This is a genomic window from Pseudoteredinibacter isoporae, from assembly GCF_011602085.1.
Taxonomy (GTDB): domain Bacteria; phylum Pseudomonadota; class Gammaproteobacteria; order Pseudomonadales; family Cellvibrionaceae; genus Pseudoteredinibacter; species Pseudoteredinibacter isoporae.
The window spans coordinates 974,052-991,414 of the sequence record NZ_JAAONY010000001.1 but is presented as its reverse complement, the minus strand read 5'-3'; the positions used below and the strand labels follow the sequence as shown (position 1 = coordinate 991,414).

Below are 17,363 nucleotides of genomic sequence, written 5' to 3'. Positions count from 1 at the left end.
CTTGAGCTTTTCAAGTACGGGTTCAATATCAAGACAGACCAAACGCTTCTGCCAGTAACTGATAGGAGCGTTTACGGTCTTCAAAATCGTAACAAATTGTTACCGTCATAATTTCATCAGCGCCGTATTCATCGGCCAGCGACAATAACTTTTCTTTCACTTGCTCTGCGGTACCAATGGCTGAACTGCTCATACGCTGTCCTGCAAAAGCGTCTTCCTGCGGACTCAAGCTATACAATGCCGCTTCGTCCGGATGACAGATTTCCGTATCATTCTTCCCGGCAATAAATTTCAGGTAAGACACCAAACGGCTGCGAGCCAGGTAATGCGCTTGCTCTTCGGTATCCGCAACAAGTACGTTGACGGTTAAGCAGCTGTGGGGGCTGGCGATACGACCCGGACCAGCCTCACGCTGAAAACAGTGACGGTAATACTCCAGAATACGACCATCCATTGCCGGATTGATAAACAGGGCAAAGTTGTAAGGTAACCCTAACTGCCCAGCCAAAGCGGCGCTGTCAGGGCTGGAACCAAGCATCCAGACATCGGCGGGTATTTCAGCCTGGGGACGCAGTTTGGGTTGAAAACTTTTGTCGTGCAAAATGGTTTGCAGCTGTTCGCTTTGTTCATGGAAACGAGAAAAATCTGGCTGACCATTCTGTGCCAATAATCGCGCTGTGACCATATCGGTGCCGGGAGCGCGACCGATGCCCAGATCAATTCGCCCGGGATTCAATGCACTTAAAGTCGCGGCAACTTCCGCGATTTTGTAGGGCGTGTAGTGGGGCAACATAATACCGCCACTGCCAATGCGAATTCGCTCTGTGCTTGCACCCAAAGCGCCCAGAAGTACTTCAGGTGCACTGCCAGCCAGGGCATCTGTGCCATGATGCTCGGATACCCAGAAACGCTCAAAGCCCAAAGCTTCAACAAATTTGGCCAGGGCCAGGGTTTCAGAAAAAGCCTGCTCTGCACTGCCCCCCTTGCGCAGGGGGGACTGATCAAGAACGCTTAACTTCATAAGACATTACAAACAAGGCCGGGGATTAACCACCCAGCATGGCGCGCTCTTCAGCTTCGCGCTTTTGCACGACTTCCTGACTGCGGATAAACGTCGCGTAGGCAGCCGCCTTTGGCCATCGTGAAGCATCAATGGTGTACTGACCGATTTCCGCATTGATAATTGGAGAAATCATCGCGATATCGGCGACGCTCAACTTGCCGTCGAACAAAAACTCCGCGCCGCTTACGACAGACTCAACATAGTCGAGCGCCGCTGGAATGCTCTCAGCCTCGGCGCTGGCAATGGCCGCTTCATCAGTTTCAGCACCACGCATCGGCGCGACCACACGCTGAAAAAAAGGCACCGACAAAGCACTGACCAAAGCGGTATCCGCAAACTCTTCCAACCAGCGAGCTTTTGCACGCGCTTCAACAGAGCTTGGCAGAAGGCTGGGCTCAGGATAACGTTCTTCGATGTATTCATTGATAACGGTGGAATCGGAAAGGTTTAAATCGCCATCACTCAGGGCTGGAATTTTTCCCAGCGGGCTAACATCAGTGTAGCCTTCTGGCAAAGCACCAGGGAAAACCGCTTCATTTTCATAAGCCACCCCTTTCGCTTCCAGTGCTAACATCACTTTGCGAACATAGGGGGACAACATCACTCCATAGACCTTTGGCATTGCAGCTTCTCCTCAATATTTTGGGCTGTTTATTAGCGTAGAGAAGCCGCAATATAACCTGAAAAAGAGGGTCAGTGCTGACATTAAATTGTTATTTAGTGTTAACGCCGAAAGCCCATCAAACCCCGGTGTAAAATATCACCTGCTCTGGCAGTTTTTCGACATTGATCACACGCCCCTTGGCCATCACCATAGATTGTTTGCGGATATTGCGAATGTCTTTTAAGGGATTGGCATCCAGCAGCAACAAGTCGGCAGACTTACCCAACTCCACCGTACCAAATTCCTCCAAGCCCCGAGCTGCAATGGCCCCGTTTTTGGTCGCCGCCACAATGGCTTCCATTTCGCTCATGCCCAGTTCAACCAAACCTTCGATGGCCAATAAGCTGCCGATACCAGCCTCTTGATCAATACTCTTGGGAGACTTGCGAAACTCCGGTGCTTTGCCTTGATAATTATCCGTTGCGATCGTCACTCGGCAACCCGCCTTGATCAGGCGAATAGCATTATGGCGTTCAATCTCGTAAAACTGTCCAAGCCGGCCGTTACGCGCTCTTTGTTCTGCAGTGGTCTTCGGCGCAGAGGCATTTTTAAAAGCGGCCAGTGCAGCATTGCGGCGTTTCTCATGTTTCTTCCACATATCACCGGTAAAGGTGTTGCTTCGCATCGCACAGATGACGTCTTTCTCAACGATCATATCGATCAGATCCTGGGGATAACGGCGGCTGAGAATTTCGGGATGTTGAATTAAATCAATGCCCGCTTCCACGGCCATGCGCAATGCTTCCGGACTCGTGGCGTGGGTTTCTGCAACCAGGCCACGCTTATGCGCTTCTTCCACGATCACTTTCTGCGTGCGCGGCGAAAAGCCAATCAACGAGGGATAACCAAAATGACTGGTGCCACCATATTTCAAAAAGTTCGGCCCTTTGTCCAGATATTCATTGATGGTCTTGCGCAGCTCTTCCGGCCCCATATCCATGGTTTCTTCGCCCACCCCCTGGGCAATACTGTCATTCCATTTTTGCTGGAACAACGTCAGATCAGACTCTTTGATCAGGGAGAAGGTCAGGGAAAAAGGGCCGCCCCAACCAATGATGTTTCCGGCAACCAGCATACGCGGGCCGATAGCCTTACCGGATTCAATATCATCGCGAACTTTCATTAAAGGCATGAGGGAACCGTAGCTATCACGCACGGTAGTGACACCGCGCTTGAGCTGACGCTGCACAAATTCCAATACCAGCTCATCGTTGCGCTCGCCGTATTTCACCACGGTTTCTTTGCGGCGAGCATTACCGTAAATCGACGCGTGCACATTGGTATCAATAAATCCCGGCAACAGATATTTACCACGCCCGTCAATCACTTGCACATAGTCCGGCAAGCTCAAGCTGCCCGCTTTACCAAGCCCTTTAATCACACCATTTTCCACCCACACGCTTTGATTACGCTGGGGTTTGCCGCCATTGCCATCGATCAGGGTGACGTTCTTGATAGCATAGGCGTGGCGGCGCTTGGTTTCCGCCTGACTGCTGACCGCAAGGCTCATAACAAGGCCAAAGGCAAGCAAGAGAGAACAAGGTTTTAGGAACAGCGAGCGAGTCTTCATGGGGGCTCCCGTGATTGGAATACAGATTGTATACAATATACGAACCCTATCATTAATGTTACTATCTGGCAAAGAAGCACGCAGCAAAATGACCCGCTCTTTCGAGAAACAGCACTGAGAATAACGATGAATAAACACAATTATGCACGCGGCCTTAGCCTTGTTCTTGCGGTCGCCCTGAGTCAATTTTCCCTGAATACCAATGCCAATGAAGGCAGCAAAACTCTGCGTTCCCCCTCAGAAATCACAGAAAAAGCCGAGGCCGGTAGCTGGCGCAACGTCGATCCGGAAAACCTGTTGCGCATGGAACTGGATACCGGTACCGCCTGGATCGAACTGGCTCCACAGTTTGCACCTGAACATGTCAGCAATATCAAGGTCTTGGCTAGAGACGGCTTTTACGATGGCCTGAGCGTCTATCGTTTTGTAGAAGGTTTTGTGGCTCAGGGCGGTGACGCCTCCAATGAAAAAGCCATTAAAAACGGAAAACGTACACTGAAAAGCGAACGCTTTACCAAACAACCGTTGGCCTTTACTGAACTTGGTTTTAAGGATGTCTTCGCTGAACAAACTGGTTTTGTCGATGGTTTTGCGGCGGCACAAAACAAGCAGGGCGAAAGCTGGATGGTGCACTGCCCCGGCGCCTTCGCCATGGCCCGAAACAATCCCGTAGACAGTGGCGGCACTGAGTTCTATGTGGTGCTGGGACACGCCCCGCGTTATCTAGACCGTAACGTCACGGTGTTCGGGCGAGTCATTGATGGCATGAGCGCGTTTCAATCGTTACAGCGCAAAAAGAATGAGCAGGACAAAGAATTTAATCCGATTCGCAGCTTGAAAGTCGCTTCCGATCTGGATAAGACGGAACAAAAACACTGGCAGATGATGAAAACCGATTCTGCAGATTTTAAGGAATTGATTTTATCGCGAGCCAAGCGGCCGGAAGCCTGGTTTGTAGAGCAACCCGGCGTGGTGGATGTCTGTGGCGTTGCCATACCGGTTCGAGAAAAACCAAAAGTTCAATAAGTTCCAACCCAATCACGGGGCAAGCAGATCACTTGCCCCGAAAGAAAAATTACGCCAGCGCTTCCGACAGTTCATCAGCCGCCGTTTTTTCTTGCAGACGAGCTTTAAGAAAATAAGCCAAACCAGCCATAAGCAGCAGCATGAGGTCTGCACCCCACGCTTGTGGCGCCCACTGTCCAATACCTTTGCTAAGTTGGAGCACTATATCCAAAACGGCTGTCGCCGCCAGACAACACATAATCACCTGCATCGCCCGAATAAATGAAGCTTCTACAGACTGGCTTCGCCAGGCTTGAAACGCGACCAGTAGCAAGCCCAGAACAAAAGCGACACCAGCGTAGTGAATCGCCGTTTTTGCAAAACTCAACGTTGTAAACGCGGGCAACCATTTGGTCGCTAACGCCATAACAAAACCCGTTGCAGTGGCCACCGGCAAGCTCAGCAACCCCCAGTAAACCATACGCGCCTTCCAATCGAAGGCGCGACGGCGCAACCACAAAAACAAACCGGTCGCCGGTAACAAGCAACTCATCAAGCCCAAAACAAAATATAGAAACTTCATCTCAACGCCACCAAAGGTGGCGTAGTGAAGAGGAACCGAGGCGGAATACACACGCAACGCGACATTATCGTGAATGTAATCCACCAGCTTAATGGTCTCACCCGTATCTACACGATATTTCGCAAAGCTATCAATACCCAAAGTTTGAGGGTAGTTGCCGTTAATCAGGACGAACATATTTTTATCGCCTGGATAAACCGCCATAACCTGCTGAGGATTAAACCCCTCACGCATATCTTCACGAGATTTCTCGACAAAGGGAATCATGCTTGGGATGGGTGCAGATTCTTCGGACATTACCGGGTCTTTACCAAAAATATCGGCGATGGCCGCGTCCTGATCACCGTTGTACGCCACCAGGGCCATCATGATCAAAATCACACCGAGCAAACCCAATAAGGCGCCGGTGAAGCCAATCACCACATGGAAGGGTAATGCCCAAAAACCTGCCAATTTATGCAAGTCACTCCACTTATGGCGTGGTTTTTCCAATCGCAACTGATCGCTTTCCTTGCGCCAATGGCGGTGTACCAACAGGCCCGCAACCGCCAGCATCATAAAGATCACACCCAATACACCGATGGCATAACGCCCCCATGGACTTGGCAGCCAGAAGTCCGTATGAATCTCGGCAATGATATGACTGAGGCCGCTGTCCTGATGGGTAATCAACTCACCGGTGCTGGCATCCCAGTAACTGGTATGCCAGGCTTCATCGCTTTCCGTATGGGTGCCACTGATGGCAAAACGGTGTCCCGGCATATCCTGGCTGACATAGAATACCTCGACATCTTTTCCATCGGGGCCCCCGTAAGTGTCGATGGATTGCTGCATGATCTTATCGACCGGCAGGTCTTCCAAATGACCGCTCGGCGGAGCTGCCACGCTGGATAGGGTGGCGTTTTCCCAGACACTCAATTCGCTGTGGAACAAACTGATCGTGCCGGTAAAACACAGGGCAAAAATAAAAATACCCAAGGCCACACCCAGTTGTTTATGGCTGCGCATCAGGCCCTGAAAAAATGCTTTTTCTTTAGCATGACTCATAACTGCATTCCTCCAATACCCGCCAGCAAGAGCACAATCGATAGAGCCAGCACTTGCCACATCGCACGAGCAAAACGCTCACGACTGAAGAGCCACAGGCTGGCCCAGGCCCAAGTAATAGGAACCGACAAACCCGCCCAAAAAGTGCGATGCAACGCCTTGTCCAGGGGAAGAAACTGGGCCAAAAATACAGCCGCAAAGAGGGCAAACAACAGGCCCAGAAAAATGGCTCCGCTCAGAGCTTTTCCGCTAAATCCCATCTTACACTCCTCCCAACCAGGCGGCGGAACCGAGCGCTGCCAGCGCCAGGCTTAACCACTGGTAAGCTGCTGAAAAATTCTGCCAGCGGCGTGAAACCAGCACCCAACAGAAACCCGAGATCATCAGGGCGCAACACAGAAAGGGAATGCCCCATTCCCAACCAACGTTCATGCCCCAAAGGATTGCCGACGCCACAATGCAAGCAAGCGCTAACAAACGTTGTACTTTGGGGGATATTTTCCTTATCGGGTGCTGACCATAAAACAGCGGCACCGCCAGGGCAGAAAGCCCCAGTGCAAAGAGATGGAGAGTCATAATCGGCCTTGATTATTGAATATGGCTGATCTGCGCGCAGCCTTGTAAATAATTATCAGTAAGAAATGCAATTATCAATTATTCTTATTTATCAAACAAGCCTGACTTGCACTAAAGGATCAAAGAATGATCACTCATGCAGCTCTTATAAAGAGAAGAAGATGAAGACGAAGAAGGAGAAGAAAAAAGAAAAGCCGGAGCAAGTTGCCGCGGATCTATGTTGGAAAATGGCCGCTTGCCAGCGAAAACACTGACAAGCGCAGCACTCGAAGGCTTATTGCTGTTTCTCGTGAATGTAGTCATCCACCAGTTGTTCGAGAATATCCAGAGGTACGGCGCCATTTTTCAGCACCACATCGTGGAAATCGCTCAAATTAAAGCGCTCACCCAGCGCCGTTTTGGCTTTTTCTCGCAACTCGAGAATTTTCATCATGCCAATCTTGTACGAGGTGGCCTGACCCGGCATAACAATATAGCGCTCGATTTCAGCAATCACATCGGATTCGGCCATCCCGGTATTGGCCATCATATAATCGATGGCCTGCTGGCGGGTCCAGCGCTTGGCATGAATCCCGGTATCGACCACCAGGCGCACCGCACGGAACAATTCAGCTTGTAAGCGACCAATATTATCGAAAGGATCGTTCTGAAAACCCAACTCCCAGGCCACTTGCTCCGCGTACAAGGCCCAACCCTCAACATAAGCGGTAAACGGTGAGAAGCGGCGGAACAAGGGCATACCTTCTAGCTGCATTGCAATCGCGACCTGAAAGTGGTGCCCCGGAATGCCCTCGTGATACGCCAAAGTGCGCATACTGTATTTGGGGGTTGCCTTGATATCATACAGATTGGCAAAAAACTGCCCCGGACGAGAACCATCCAAGGCCGGAGGCTGGTAGTAGGCACCTGGCGATGTCTTTTCCTTAAACTCGGGAATCCGTTTAACGTCCACGGTGGTCGATGGGCGCAAACTGAAGGCATCACCCAGCCCCTGATTAATTTCATCCAAAATGGTTTGATAGTCGGCAATAATCTGCTCGCGGCCCGCATCGGTGTCGGGGTAATAAAACTCTTCCTTTGAGGCCATTTCATCAATCGCCGCGCTAAAGCCTGCACTGACGTCGTAGCCCTGCTCGGCGAGAATAGCCAGAATTTCAGCCTGAATACGATCCACCTCGGCCAGGCCAATATTGTGAATTTCATCAGCACTGAGATCAGTTGTTGTAAACAAACGCAGAGCCGCTTTATAAGCGCCTTCACCATCTGGCAACTTCCAATAGCCGTCGTCTTCGGTCGTCTTTTCGCGCAGGCCGTTAAAGTAATCAATCAAGCCCTGATAAGCCGGATAGACATTTTGTTGAATGGCCTCTTCAGCACGGGCAAGCACTTCGGCATTGTCAAAGCCTTCGATCTTGGCCGTTTTCGTTTCCAGATTGGTGTAGAGAATATTTTCCTTTGGCGGCGTACCAACGAAGTTATTCATTTCCTCCAGAACACGATCCACGACAAAACGCGGCGGTAAAATATTTCGTTTCTCACGTTCTTCCAGACCGTCCAATACTTGCTGAAACTTTTTGCTTACAGCTTTCAGACGATCAATGTAATGATCGGCGTCTTCGGCAATTTTAATCTCATGGGTAGATTCCATAAAACTCGGATACCCATTTTGTTCACCGAACAGTTGATTGACCGGGTAATTGTGAAAGCGATACTTCTCATAATCATCAACAGACGTGAACAGATAGTTGGCGATATCTTTTGAAAGCTTTTCCGAGGCACTGAGATCGGCATCATCATACTGACTCAGGGTTTCTTTGGCCGCCTTCAGATCCGCCAGCATTTCATCGCCAGCGGCAATGCTGGCATCATCCAACTCCCGGTTGTGCCCGCGGATACCAATATTTTCCAGCATATGAAGTTGACTCAGCATTTCAGGGCTCTTTAAAGCCTGCTTGAGCACTTCACGATTGAAAAAGTTGTTGATAAAAAATGGTTTGGCATGCCATTCGTGGGCAACAAAGCTCCCCCCAAGAATCAACAATGCCAAAAAAGCATAAGCAATAAATTTTAGTATTTTCATAGTGCCGTTATTCTTGTTTTTTTATTCAATAAAAGTGGTGAATTCGCCCAACGGTTTTTTGCTGATATCGGGAACTTTGGCATCCTCTTCAGGATAACCCACCACCAACAAAATATAAGGGCGCTCGTACTCTGGACGACCACAAATATTATTTAAGAATTTCATTGGGCTTGGAGTATGAGTCAGCGTTGCAAGACCGGCTTGATGCAGCGCCGTAATGAGAAAGCCAGAAGCCAGCCCCACGGATTCCGCAGTGTAATAGTTTTTGTGCTTTGTGCCTTCTTCGTCGTACTCAAATTTCTGAAGAAAAATCGCGATCAGGTACGGAGCCGTTTCCAGAAATGGCTTTTTATCATCGGTGCCCAATGGGGCCAGATCATCCAGCCACTCATCTGTTGCGCGCTCGGAATAAAACTGACGCTCTTCCTCTTCAGCGGCCAGGCGAATGTCACGTTTGGTATCAGCATCGCTGATCACCACAAAATGCCAGGGCTGTTTATTCGCCCCACTGGGCGCCGTTCCGGCAGCTCTCAGCGCGTTCTCAATGACGGATTTGGGTACAGGTTTGGAGGAGAAATCGCGCACGGTGCGACGGCGCTTGATCATTTCGTAAAAAGACTCCGCCTTCGCTTCCATTTCAGCTTCAGGCAGTTGCTCAAAATCCAGTGGGATAAAAGGGTACTCGGACATCGTCACCTCTGATGTTCTTATCGTTGTTTCACTCTATTGATATCAATGCTGCCCGAAAAGGGCAGCACATTCATTCAGCTCTTGGGTTGCCAGAGTTCGATTTTGTTTCCGGCCGGGTCCATAAACCAACCGAAATCACCATACTCATGAGATTCCGGCTCACCAATCAACTCTGCCCCACCCTGCTTTACCTGTGCTAAAGCGGCAGCTAAATCATCCACCACCAGATTCATCATGAAATCTTTTTTGGAAGGCTTGAAGTAATCGCTGCCCTGGGTAAACGGGGCCCAAACGGTATAGCCATTCTCGGGCATATCGGAAGCCTGAAAGGCACAGCCACCGTAACTGGGATCAATGGGCAAACCCAAATGCTCCTGATACCAAGACGAAAGAGCCTTGGGATCCTCACAAAAGAAAAATATACCGCCAACACCTAATACCTTCGCCATTTCAGACTCCTCGCGGCCAAACCGCTGTCTACACCCTCGCGTTCGGGCATGGGAAATAATCTTCAAGCCGGGACCTGGGCCGCCGACATAACATAAACACTAGTGGATATTTATCATCTCTCGCATCATGACACAAAGCTATCGACAACACTATCTAGTCGCAGCAGCCCTGTTCGGCTTGTACGGGGTTCAAGTATGCCCTTTTCTCGACAGCCTCAGTCTTGGGGCACTTTTAATCCCGATCATGTTCAGTTTTGCTCTAGTCGGTGGCGGACGTTTCTTATTTCGCCATTTCGTTGATAAGGCAGAACTTAAGTACCAGGTTAAACGCCAGTTTGCTTTGGACATCACTCTCTTTCTTTTGACCGGCCTTGCTTTGGCCATCTACTTTCGCTTGCTTTACCAGTCTCCATTGGAAAGCGGTCTGAAGGTTGTTATCGGCATGGCGATTCTCGGATTTTTTATTGCCTGTGACCAAGCTTTACTGCGGGAACGTAAGATCGCTGAACAGTTGGCCAGCAGCGGTGAACATATTACACCGGATTGCGATCCCTACCCGTTGACTCACAAGTTCAGTCACTTCGCCTGCATTTGTGCTGTGGCCGTAATAGGCGTGGTTTTTATGGTTATCAGTAAGGACTTGCATTGGTTACAACAGGTGGGCGACAAGCTGCCATTGGCGACTGCACAGAGATACATTTTGACCGAAGTTTCCTTTGTTGTAGCCGTGATCATGGTGTACGTCTTGCGTATTATTTTTGCGTACGCAGGCAATTTGCGAATGTTCATTGCGATGGAACAGGCCGCGCTCGCCTCAGTGGCCAAAGGTGATTTGCAGGCTGAGGTGCCGGTGAGCAGCAATGACGAATTTGGTTTGATGGCCCTGCATACCAATCAGACCATCGCTGCACTGGCGGAACGCAGCCGCGAATTGAGCATTACCCGTGATGCCAGCATTCTGGGCTTGGCCAGCCTTGCGGAAACCCGTGACAATGAAACCGGCGGCCATATTTTACGCACTCAGAACTATGTTAAAGCCCTGGCCCTGGAGTTGAGGAAAAACAAAGCTTACGCCGCGCAGCTTGATGACGAGACAGTGGAACTGCTCTACAAATCGGCCCCACTTCATGACATCGGCAAGGTCGGAATTCCGGACAGCATCTTACTGAAACCCGGCAAGCTAAGCGATGAGGAGTTTGAGATTATGAAAGGACATCCACAGATCGGGGCAGATGCATTGGAAGTTGCCGAGCGCCAGTTGGGCAGCAACTCATTTTTGCGCATCGCGAAGGAGATCAGTTTGAGCCACCATGAAAAGTGGGATGGCAGTGGCTATCCGGCCGGACTTGCAGGCAACGACATCCCTCTTTCCGGGCGTTTAATGGCACTGGCCGATGTCTATGATGCGCTGATCAGCGCGCGAGTTTACAAACCCGCAATGAGCCACGACGACGCCAAGGCCATCATCCTTAAGGGTAATGGCCAACATTTTGACCCGGGAGTAATCGATGCGTTTTTAGCTTGTGAAGCGGAATTTGTGAGCATTGCTCAGCAGTTCAGCGACAAGAAAGTTGAAGCGGCTTGAAGCCAACCCCTTCAGATTGACATAAAAAAGGCGAGAAACATCTCGCCTTTTTTATTTTCCAGGAACAGCACTCAGAGAAACTGTTAATCAATCACTTCCACTGAATCGACTTTCTGGAAGCCTCTGGGCAACTTATTACCACGACGACCACGCTCACCCTTGTAGTGTTCAAGGTCGCTCATTTTCATGCCGAGGTGACGTTTGCCTGAGTAAATTTTCAGTTGTTGACCGGCACTCAATACCTGCACGGCAACCACAAATTCCTCTCGAGACTGCACACGTGCTGATGGAATATTCATGATTTTATTCCCCTTGCCGCGTGCCAACTCTGGCAGTTCACCCAATGGGAATACCAACATGCGGCCTTCATTACTGATGGCTACAATCAGGTGCTCATCTCCACCCTCGATGGGTGTCGCTGGCAACACTCGCCCGCCTTTGGGTAAGGTCAAGGCCGCTTTACCGGCTTTATTTTTGGTGAACAGGTCCCCCATGGTACCGATAAAACCATAACCGGCATCGGATGCCAGAAGCACTTTTTGTTTGGCATCACCCATCATCGTGGAAACAAAAGTCGCTCCACTGGGCGGGTTCAGTCGACCGGAAATCGGTTCACCCTGGCCACGTGCTGACGGTAATGTGTGAGCAGGCAAAGCATAACTTCGGCCAGTGCTGTCGAGCAGAATGGCGTTTTGATTCGTCTTGCCTTTACAGGCTACTTTGAATTTGTCACCCGCTTTGTAATTCAATGCCGTCGGATCGATATCGTGGCCTTTTGCGGCGCGAATCCAGCCTTTTTCAGAAATAACCACAGTTACCGGGTCGCTGCCCAGCAAATCGGTTTCGCTGAAGGCCGCCGCTTCTTCGCGGGCAACAATAGGCGAACGACGGTCATCGCCAAATTCCTTGGCCGCTGCCTGCAACTCTTTTTTCACCAGGGTTTTCAGGCGACGGGCACTGTCCAAAGTTTTGTTCAGGTCATCACGCTCTTTCTCAAGCGCTTCCTGCTCTTCCTTGATTTTCATTTCTTCCAGTCGTGCCAACTGGCGCAACTTGGTTTCAAGAATGTATTCCGCCTGAGCTTCCACCAAATTGAAACGCTCCATCAAAATGGGCTTGGGCTCATCTTCGGTACGAATGATGTGAATCACTTCATCCACATTCAAGAAAACAATCATCAAGGCGGCCAAACGCAGCAAACGCTCTTCCACTTTCGACAGGCGATACTGCAAGCGACGACGCACGGTAACCATGCGGAAGCTCAGCCACTCAGACAGGATAGTCTCCAGTGATTTCACACCCGGGCGACCATCAATGCCGATCATATTCATGTTCACACGGTAAGTGCGTTCAAGGTCGGTACTGGCAAACAAGTGACTCATCATCGCATCGATATCAACACGATTGGAACGCGGCACAATCACCAGTCGTGTCGGGTTTTCGTGATCCGACTCATCGCGCAGGTCTGCCACCATCGGTAACTTTTTCGCCTGCATTTGCTGGGCGATTTGCTCCAGAACTTTTGCACCACTGACTTGATGGGGCAGCGCCGTCACAACAACATCGCCATCCTGTTGAGACCACACCGCGCGCATTCTCAAACTGCCACGACCCGTCTCATACATTTTCTGCAGATCAGCCTTGGGCGTAATGATTTCAGCTTCGGTGGGCATATCCGGGCCTTGCACAAATTCGCAAAGCTCTGCCGTGGTGGCATTGGGATTTTCCAGTTTGTGAATGGTTGCAGTGACCACTTCGCGTAAATTGTGAGGTGGAATATCGGTGGCCATACCAACGGCAATACCAGTGGTGCCATTCAAAAGCACATTGGGAACCTGAGATGGCATCACAGCAGGTTCATCCATACTGCCGTCGAAGTTAGGCACCCAATCAACCGTACCCTGACCCAACTCACTCAACAAAACTTCTGAATACTTGGTCAGTTTCGATTCGGTGTATCGCATGGCGGCGAAGGATTTCGGGTCATCCTGGGAACCCCAGTTACCTTGGCCATCAACCAGCGGATAACGATAGCTGAACGGCTGAGCCATCAATACCATCGCTTCATAGGCGGCCGAATCCCCGTGCGGGTGAAATTTACCAATCACATCACCCACAGTACGAGCAGACTTTTTATATTTGGCGCTGGCCTTTAAACCCAGCTCGCTCATGGCGTAAACAATACGACGCTGCACGGGTTTTAAGCCATCGCCCACATTGGGCAGAGCCCGGTCGAGAATCACGTACATGGAGTAATCCAGGTAAGCCTTCTCGGTATATTCCTTTAAGGAGATGCGTTCATCTGCATCTTGAACTAAATCTGACATGCCATTTCCTACAATCTTTCTGGCGCTAAAGCAGGCTGTATATCAAATGCCGTAAGATGCGGCAAATCAAGCGGCTAAAACGCTGTTTTTTTAAGCAACTTTAAACCCGCTGCTGGGGTAAAAAACTGGTATCGACAAAATACACATCGGGTTTCTGCCGGTGAACCAACACCGTTATCAACTGCTTGGGGCTCAGGAATTCACTGGGATCGAAACCCAGTGCTTCACTGCGATAAACATGCATTTGATTGACTTCCTTCTCGTGCCAGCGGGCAATGATATAGAAAACCGTATTGCCTTTCTTATCACCGTCATCGGATTCCACGCGCTGGAATTCAGCCATCACCGGCATCCCCTGACGCATCAGGTAATTAACATTGTTCCTGCGGCGCCAATATAGCACTGCGGGAATCAGAGAAACCAAAGCAAATACTGTCCCCATCCCCGCCAGTAAGGTCGGCCCAAACCACAATCCCAGGAAACCATCAATACGAGCATCCATGGGGTCCGCCGGATCATACAGAACAGGCACTTTTTCACCAATGTCATAGGCCGGTGGATTGGAGCTGCTGCGGCTCACCACGGTATAGACCTGCTGTTCATTCACCACAAAGCGATACTTCGGTGCGTAGGTGGTGGAATCGGAACCACTGCGGGAAACCAGATCGATCACCTCGCCTTCAACCAGTATCGCTCGCTCTTTAAAGTTGGACACCGAATGCGCCCAGAGCCCGCCCCCAAACAACATCAGAAAACCGATCATAGCGAAGATAACGCCAACGATGCCGAAGCTTTTTAAGGAATCTTTATAAGCCGGGTGCTTGCCATTGACCATCTTGATCTGCATCCACATAAATTGGGTTACTAAAAGCAAAAGGCGGCATCACCGGAACAATCTCGGCATATAAGCCTTTACGATCGCCTTCAACCTCTACGGTAACAAAACTGTCTTTACCAAAGCTTAATGGCAACAAATTGGGCTGACCTTTAATGATCGGCATCTGCTGGTATAGCTCGCCATTGATATAAATTCTCAGGGTGTGCACATCAACCCATTGGGCCGCATTTACCGTGAGCGCCAGAACGGCTTCCTTGGCGCTCAGGGTTTCGCCCATCATGGCACGGTTGTCACCACTCTGCAGAGCGATATTCAACAGTGGCCCGGTGGTACCGTAAATATTGCCGCTTTTAATTCCAGCAATAAAATCGTCCTGGTCAAACTTGCTGACATCATCCTTCGTCATATAGATCAGAGTTCTGGGCTCAAGCACCACTTCACCGAACGTTTGACCGTGGGAATCGCTGGTCGCCGTGCCAACCAATCGCAGGCCCTGCTTTAAGAAAGCAAACCAGTCTTTGCGAAGCTGCTCATAGGAATGCAGACCGGCACCCGTACCATTGATTAATTCCATCGCATCAAAGTCGATATCCCGCACACCGGTTTCAGGATCTTTCTCGATCAGACTGCGGTTTTGCTCTGCGCTTAAAGGCTGGCTTGGGTCGTGCCCACGGCCATCCAGAAGGTGCATCAAATAACTCTCATTGTAACGTTGACTGCCTGGCTCGGAGACTTCGTCGGGCTGATAAATCACACGGGGGTGATTCAGTTGCATAACCGCTTTCGGGTCGCTCTTGCGAACCGCCGCGATCACATCACGCCAGCGTTTGTTTTCATGAGCCGGAGCGCCACTGCGGTATTTTCCTTTTTGAACGCGTAGCGGAAAGGCATTGGCGTGCCCCAAGGTGTGAGGGGCTGTCTCACTCTGCACCAGGCCGGTTATTTCCGTACCCGTTACCGTTGCCAGACGATCACTCAAGCCCATCTCGGCAATATCACGGTGGTAGTCATAAATGGTTTCATGTTCGGTGGCCACCAGCACTTCACCACCCTGGGCGACATAGCTGCGAATGCGCTGTTCCTGAGGGTAACTGTTGTCAAAACTGGGCGCCGCATGAGTATGCAAATCGGCGTGAACATAATTTGGAGTGGCCACTTCCACTTGCGGCACGCCGATGCTGAGTTTGCTTTCTTTACCCGCCTCAATATTGAGTTTGCTCATGTGAGCAGAATATTCAGGGCCTCTGCTCGCCAGCACGCGATAGCGACCCGGCATAAGAGAAATCACTTCCGGATCGGATTCAGTGCCCGCCAGCATGACATCGATAACGGAAGTTTCGCTGTGGCCACCGGTACTGAAACCAAATGGCTGACGGGAAAAATCAATGTGCTGCCCCTCTTCCGGGAAAAAACTCAGGCGCATTGTCTGGCCCGACGGTAAACGCAGCTTTCCGCTGGCTTTCAGTTCAGGGCTTGGCAAAGTGGTGTCCGCCTGCAAATCAACGGGCTGCTCAGCCAGAACACGTCCCTGCTCTTCAATTCTCAAACGGTACTTGCCCGCAGGAGCTCGCAAACTGACGTTGCCATCAGCCGCACTGATGGCATGATTGATAACAGCACCATCAGACTCACGCTGCATAAATACGGACATCCCACCCGCCGGCAGCGGCAGTTCGAGATTCGGTTGTTTATCCCAATACTGATTCAGTACAGATGCGGCATCACGCCCTGCAGCCAGGCTGATTTCATGTTCCACCACCAGCGTTTCCCCCATCCCCAAGTCAGCCATCTGGGTTTCCAGCAGTTTTAGAGGATCAAGAAACGCCCCCTCGTTATCGAACACAAACGATTCGGTGAACGTCAGTGCTGCGGAATAGGATTCCGTCACGCCAACAAAACTGGGCAGCTGGCTTTTCTCACCGTCTTCCGAGAGCAGATAAGCGTTCTTGATATGCTGCCCGTAAACCATGGGGTTTTTCCCGGCATCGGGCAGGCTCAGGATCATATCGACACCGACCAGACCATCGAGATCATCCAGCAAACCGCTGGGCAGGGGCTTGTGCTCATAACCCGGTGAAGGCCCGGAGCCATTCAAAGAGGTGCTGAAAACCTTGTTTCCCCGATTCAGATTCACCAAGCCAAAAGCGGCAGCCTCGGAACCATCAACTTCTTTCTTATGCGTCAGCTCAGCTTTGATCTGCAGCTTATTGGCGTTTTGTTCATTCAACTCATAGCTGACTTTCAGCTCGAATCCGCCGTATCTGGCCCATCCCAGAATACGGGAGAAGTCTTCCCCCTGCTGGGCTTCCATTTTGTAGAAGGCGGGAGAGCTGGTGCCACTTAGATTGATGGCAAAATAAAGCTGGCCAAAACCTTCGCCCGGCGTATCGCAAAAGCCAAAATCGGTCAGATAGCCGCCTGTGGCCGCCAGTTCACCTTCGTGCTTGATATCGGAAATCACCGCACAAACCTGGCCATTACTCAGTTGCCAGTCGTCAATGCCGCCCCAGGCCATATCCCCGGCCACTCGAATTTGCTCAACCTGTTCAATTTGTTGTGCCTGATATTCCCCCCAACACAACGGTGTTATGAACAGTAATGGCAGCATTTTGCCCAATCGTGATCTCATGTTTTGTCTCTTGTTCTTGTAGTGTGCTAACTGTGTTTTTATATACGTTCTTTTTATGTGCTTGATATCAGCGCGGCAATCGTTGCCAAAAGCCCCTATTGTGACAGCATGACCCTGCCAACTCTAGGGCCACAGGCATTTCTAATTCAAAGGAGCAATACGATGCCAGGACGTTTCAGCCGCCAATATTACGGGGATGTTTGCACTGGCGCTATGGCAGTCATAAATTTTGCCAAATGTGCAGAACAGCTCACATA

Annotated in this window: 14 protein-coding genes; 2 read left to right on the top strand and 12 right to left on the bottom strand. The window is 50.5% G+C overall.

Features of this window, described 5'->3' with window-relative positions; translation table 11 throughout:
• Positions 1–28: 28 nt before the first annotated feature.
• From G8768_RS04290 to G8768_RS04280, 3 genes are all read right to left on the bottom strand, one after another.
• Complete coding sequence (locus tag G8768_RS04290) at positions 29–1,021, bottom strand: LLM class flavin-dependent oxidoreductase (RefSeq protein WP_166850814.1); 993 nt, start codon at positions 1,019–1,021, stop codon at positions 29–31.
• Between the two features lie 25 nt (positions 1,022–1,046).
• Positions 1,047–1,685, bottom strand: a complete 639-nt coding sequence (locus G8768_RS04285) for a glutathione S-transferase family protein (RefSeq protein WP_166850817.1) — start codon at positions 1,683–1,685, stop codon at positions 1,047–1,049.
• A 118-nt stretch (positions 1,686–1,803) separates the two neighbouring features.
• Complete coding sequence (locus tag G8768_RS04280; RefSeq protein WP_166850820.1) at positions 1,804–3,297, bottom strand: amidohydrolase family protein; 1,494 nt, start codon at positions 3,295–3,297, stop codon at positions 1,804–1,806.
• A gap of 126 nt (positions 3,298–3,423) precedes the next feature.
• Between G8768_RS04280 and G8768_RS04275 the strand changes: the two genes are divergently transcribed.
• Positions 3,424–4,323, top strand: coding sequence for a peptidylprolyl isomerase (locus tag G8768_RS04275; RefSeq protein WP_166850823.1), 900 nt, complete (start codon positions 3,424–3,426; stop codon positions 4,321–4,323).
• A gap of 49 nt (positions 4,324–4,372) precedes the next feature.
• On the opposite strand, the gene G8768_RS04270 is transcribed toward G8768_RS04275, so the two are convergent.
• The 6 genes from G8768_RS04270 to G8768_RS04245 all read right to left on the bottom strand — a co-directional run bounded on the left by G8768_RS04270 (position 4,373) and on the right by G8768_RS04245 (position 9,727).
• Positions 4,373–5,932: a PepSY-associated TM helix domain-containing protein gene (locus tag G8768_RS04270; protein WP_166850825.1), complete on the bottom strand. Its 1,560-nt coding sequence runs from the start codon at positions 5,930–5,932 to the stop codon at positions 4,373–4,375.
• Positions 5,929–6,192, bottom strand: coding sequence for a hypothetical protein (locus tag G8768_RS04265; protein WP_166850827.1), 264 nt, complete (start codon positions 6,190–6,192; stop codon positions 5,929–5,931). The genes G8768_RS04270 and G8768_RS04265 overlap by 4 nt, the downstream gene beginning before the upstream one ends.
• 1 nt (position 6,193) lies before the next feature.
• Complete coding sequence (locus G8768_RS04260; protein WP_166850829.1) at positions 6,194–6,508, bottom strand: hypothetical protein; 315 nt, start codon at positions 6,506–6,508, stop codon at positions 6,194–6,196.
• 274 nt (positions 6,509–6,782) lie between these two features.
• Positions 6,783–8,588 (bottom strand): DUF885 domain-containing protein, encoded by a 1,806-nt coding sequence (locus G8768_RS04255; protein WP_166850831.1) that lies wholly within the window; start codon positions 8,586–8,588, stop codon positions 6,783–6,785.
• A 21-nt stretch (positions 8,589–8,609) separates the two neighbouring features.
• On the bottom strand, positions 8,610–9,278 hold the full coding sequence (locus G8768_RS04250) for a nitroreductase family protein (protein WP_166850832.1): 669 nt from the start codon (positions 9,276–9,278) through the stop codon (positions 8,610–8,612).
• Positions 9,279–9,352: 74 nt separating this feature from the next.
• The gene (locus tag G8768_RS04245) at positions 9,353–9,727 is read right to left on the bottom strand and encodes a VOC family protein (RefSeq protein WP_166850834.1); all 375 of its coding nucleotides are present in this window, start codon (positions 9,725–9,727) and stop codon (positions 9,353–9,355) included.
• Positions 9,728–9,854: 127 nt separating this feature from the next.
• Here G8768_RS04245 and G8768_RS04240 point away from each other — a divergent pair, with 127 nt between their 5' ends.
• Positions 9,855–11,312, top strand: coding sequence for an HD-GYP domain-containing protein (locus G8768_RS04240; RefSeq protein ID WP_166850836.1), 1,458 nt, complete (start codon positions 9,855–9,857; stop codon positions 11,310–11,312).
• 83 nt (positions 11,313–11,395) lie between these two features.
• On the opposite strand, the gene parC is transcribed toward G8768_RS04240, so the two are convergent.
• From parC to G8768_RS04225, 3 genes are all read right to left on the bottom strand, one after another.
• Positions 11,396–13,639, bottom strand: a complete 2,244-nt coding sequence (gene parC / locus G8768_RS04235; RefSeq protein WP_166850838.1) for a DNA topoisomerase IV subunit A — start codon at positions 13,637–13,639, stop codon at positions 11,396–11,398.
• Positions 13,640–13,739: 100 nt separating this feature from the next.
• Positions 13,740–14,492, bottom strand: a complete 753-nt coding sequence (locus G8768_RS04230) for a DUF3592 domain-containing protein (protein ID WP_166850842.1) — start codon at positions 14,490–14,492, stop codon at positions 13,740–13,742.
• Positions 14,446–17,106, bottom strand: coding sequence for a CehA/McbA family metallohydrolase (locus G8768_RS04225; RefSeq protein WP_166850845.1), 2,661 nt, complete (start codon positions 17,104–17,106; stop codon positions 14,446–14,448). Before G8768_RS04225 ends, G8768_RS04230 begins: the two co-directional genes overlap by 47 nt.
• Between the last annotated feature and the right edge of the window lie 257 nt (positions 17,107–17,363).

Bases quoted from the DNA above. Each gene is read 5' to 3' on its own strand.
- G8768_RS04280 (WP_166850820.1), bottom strand. From the start codon at position 3,297: ATGAAGACTCGCTCGCTGTTCCTAAAACCTTGTTCTCTCTTGCTTGCC.
- G8768_RS04265 (WP_166850827.1), bottom strand. From the start codon at position 6,192: ATGGGATTTAGCGGAAAAGCTCTGAGCGGAGCCATTTTTCTGGGCCTG.
- G8768_RS04270 (WP_166850825.1), bottom strand. From the start codon at position 5,932: ATGAGTCATGCTAAAGAAAAAGCATTTTTTCAGGGCCTGATGCGCAGC.
- G8768_RS04285 (WP_166850817.1), bottom strand. From the start codon at position 1,685: ATGCCAAAGGTCTATGGAGTGATGTTGTCCCCCTATGTTCGCAAAGTG.
- G8768_RS04250 (WP_166850832.1), bottom strand. From the start codon at position 9,278: ATGTCCGAGTACCCTTTTATCCCACTGGATTTTGAGCAACTGCCTGAA.
- G8768_RS04290 (WP_166850814.1), bottom strand. From the start codon at position 1,021: ATGAAGTTAAGCGTTCTTGATCAGTCCCCCCTGCGCAAGGGGGGCAGT.
- G8768_RS04230 (WP_166850842.1), bottom strand. From the start codon at position 14,492: ATGTGGATGCAGATCAAGATGGTCAATGGCAAGCACCCGGCTTATAAA.
- G8768_RS04240 (WP_166850836.1), top strand. From the start codon at position 9,855: ATGACACAAAGCTATCGACAACACTATCTAGTCGCAGCAGCCCTGTTC.
- G8768_RS04225 (WP_166850845.1), bottom strand. From the start codon at position 17,106: ATGAGATCACGATTGGGCAAAATGCTGCCATTACTGTTCATAACACCG.
- G8768_RS04245 (WP_166850834.1), bottom strand. From the start codon at position 9,727: ATGGCGAAGGTATTAGGTGTTGGCGGTATATTTTTCTTTTGTGAGGAT.
- G8768_RS04255 (WP_166850831.1), bottom strand. From the start codon at position 8,588: ATGAAAATACTAAAATTTATTGCTTATGCTTTTTTGGCATTGTTGATT.
- G8768_RS04275 (WP_166850823.1), top strand. From the start codon at position 3,424: ATGAATAAACACAATTATGCACGCGGCCTTAGCCTTGTTCTTGCGGTC.
- parC (WP_166850838.1), bottom strand. From the start codon at position 13,639: ATGTCAGATTTAGTTCAAGATGCAGATGAACGCATCTCCTTAAAGGAA.
- G8768_RS04260 (WP_166850829.1), bottom strand. From the start codon at position 6,508: ATGACTCTCCATCTCTTTGCACTGGGGCTTTCTGCCCTGGCGGTGCCG.